Annotated in this window: 1 protein-coding gene; it reads left to right on the top strand. The window is 69.9% G+C overall.

Annotation, left to right across the window (positions count from 1 at the left end):
* Window positions 1-171: 171 nt before the first annotated feature.
* Entirely contained in the window at window positions 172-2,721 is a 2,550-nt protein-coding gene (gene ileS / locus ROTAS13_RS22465) for an isoleucine--tRNA ligase (protein ID WP_253187746.1), read from the top strand.
* Window positions 2,722-2,753 lie beyond the last annotated feature (32 nt).

Genomic DNA, 2,753 nt, shown 5'->3' with positions numbered 1-2,753 from the left:
CCGCCATGGCGCGCGACTTGACCGGAACGGACCGGCCTCCGCATAAGGCGCCCATGTCCAGGCGGCACACAGCGCGAATTACCCGCCCGGCCCTCGGCTGAGGGCCGGGTTCCCCTTGTCCTTCGCGCCTTCCCCCGCCATTGCCATGGCCGACCGCCCGGAACTGCCCCGATGAACGACGCCCCCACCCCCGACACCGTCCCCGCCCGGGACTGGCGCGACACGGTCTTCCTGCCGCGCACCTCCTTCCCGATGAAGGGCGACCTGCCGAAGCGCGAGCCCGGCTGGCTCGGCCGCTGGAAGGAGACCGGGCTGCGCGACCGCCTGCGTGCCCAGTCCGCCGGGATGCCGAAATTCGTGCTGCATGACGGCCCGCCCTATGCGAACGGGCCGCTGCATATCGGCCACGCCCTGAACAAGATCCTGAAGGACGTGATCAACCGCGGCGCCCAGATGTCGGGCAAGGACGCGAACTACGTCCCCGGCTGGGACTGCCACGGCCTGCCGATCGAGTGGAAGGTCGAGGAGGAGTACCGCAACCCCAAGGGCAAGTACCGGGGCGGCGTGGACAAGGACCAGGTGCCCATTCTCGACTTCCGGGCCGAGTGCCGCGCCTATGCCGGCCACTGGCTGAACGTGCAGCGGGAGGAGTTCCAGCGCCTGGGCGTGCTCGGCGACTGGGAGCATCCCTACGCCACGATGAACTTCTCCTCCGAGGCGGTGATCGCGGGCGAGATCGGCAAGTTCCTGCTGAACGGCTCGCTCTATCGCGGCCTGCGCCCGGTGATGTGGAGCCCGGTCGAGAAGACCGCCCTGGCCGATGCCGAGGTCGAGTACCACGACCATACCAGCCCGACGCTGCACGCCCTTTTCCGCGTGCTGCGCTCGCCGGCCGAGGCGGCGGCGGGCGCCAGCGTGGTGATCTGGACCACCACGCCCTGGACCATGCCGGGCAACCGCGCCGTCGCCTATGGCGAGGAGATCGACTACGCCCTGCTGCATGTGGAAGGGGTGGCCGAGGGCTCGCTGCTGAAGGTCGGCGAGAACCTGCTGGTCGCCCTGCCGCTGCTGGAAAGCTTCGCGAAGGAGGCCGGCCTCGGCGCCCATTCCATCCGCCGCGTCTTCAAGGGCGCGGAGCTGGCGGGCACCGTGCTGGCGCACCCGCTGCGCGGCTGGGCGCCCGCGGAGGGCGGCTACGACTTCGACGTGCCGCTGCTGCCGGGCGATTTCGTCACCGCCGATGCGGGCACGGGCTTCGTCCACATCGCTCCGGGCCATGGCGAGGACGACTTCAACCTCGGTCGCCAGTTCGGCCTGCCGGTGCCGGAAACGGTGAACGACGACGGCACCTATTCGGTGCAGTCGCCGGGCTTCACCGGCATCCATGTCTTCAAGGCGCATGAGCCCGTCTGGGCCGCGATGGAGAGCATGGGCACGCTGGCCGCGAAGGGCTCGCTGCGGCATTCCTACCCGCATTCCTGGCGCTCCAAGAAGCCGGTGATCTTCCGCGCCACGCCGCAGTGGTTCATCGCCATGGACGACGGCAACCAGATCCGCGCCAAGGCGCTGGACGCGCTGGCCGTCACCCGCTTCGTGCCCGAGGTCGGGCGCAACCGCATCACCTCCATGGTCGCCGCCCGGCCGGACTGGTGCATCAGCCGCCAGCGCGCCTGGGGCGTGCCCATCCCGGTCTTCGTGGAGAAGCGGACCGGCGAGCCGCTGCGCGATCCGGCGGTGCTGGAGCGCGTGGTCTGCGCCTTCCGCGAGGAAGGGGCCGATGCCTGGTACAAGCCCGGCGCCGCGCAGCGCTTCCTGGGCAACGGCCGGAACCCGGACGACTACGAGCAGGTGATGGACATCGTGGACGTGTGGTTCGAGTCCGGCTCGACCCATGCCTTCACCCTGACGCCGGAGCGTGGCCTGCCCTTTCCGGCGGATCTCTACCTGGAGGGGTCGGACCAGCATCGCGGCTGGTTCCATTCCTCCCTGCTGGAAAGCATCGGCACCCGGGGGGTGGCGCCCTACAAGGCGCTGCTGACGCATGGCTTCACGCTCGACGAGTCCGGGCGGAAGATGTCCAAGTCGCTGGGCAACGTCACCGCCCCGCAGGAAGTCACCAAGAAGTACGGCGCCGACATCCTGCGCCTCTGGGTGATGAACGCCGACACCACCGAGGACCAGCGCATCGGCCCGCGCATCCTGGAGCAGACGGCGGAGCTCTATCGCCGCCTGCGCAACACGCTGCGTTGGCTGCTGGGCAATCTCGACGGCTTCTCCGAGGCCGAGCGCGTGCCCCATGCCGAGCTGCCGGAGCTGGAGCGCTGGGTGCTGCACCGGCTGACCCAGCTCGATGCCCGCATCCGCGGGGCGGTGGAAAGCTATGACTGGTCCGGCGTGGTGCCGGAGATCCATGCCTTCTGCGCCGCCGATCTCTCGGCCTTCTATTTCGACATCCGCAAGGACAGCCTCTACTGCGATGCGGCGGACAGCCCGCGCCGCCGGGCCGCCCGCACCGTGCTGGACGTGCTGCACCGCTGCCTCGCCACCTGGCTGGCGCCGGTCCTGCCCTTCACGGCGGAGGAGGCCTGGCTGGCCCGCTTCCCATCCGAGACCGACTCCGTCCATCTCCAGCTCTTCCCCGAGGTCCCGGCGGAATGGCGGGACGAGGCGCTGGCCGCCAGATGGGCGCGGGTGCGCGAGCTGCGCGGCGCTGTCTCTTGATCACATCTACGCACAGCTCCACCGTAAGGCGA

The sequence above is a fragment of the Roseomonas sp. TAS13 genome (genome assembly GCF_001950415.1).
In the GTDB taxonomy this organism is placed as follows: domain Bacteria; phylum Pseudomonadota; class Alphaproteobacteria; order Acetobacterales; family Acetobacteraceae; genus Roseomonas; species Roseomonas mucosa.
This window is presented reverse-complemented; position numbering and strand designations above follow the sequence as displayed.

Excerpts from the sequence above, each read along its gene's own strand:
- ileS (WP_253187746.1), top strand. The coding sequence starts at position 172 with ATGAACGACGCCCCCACCCCCGACACCGTCCCCGCCCGGGACTGGCGC.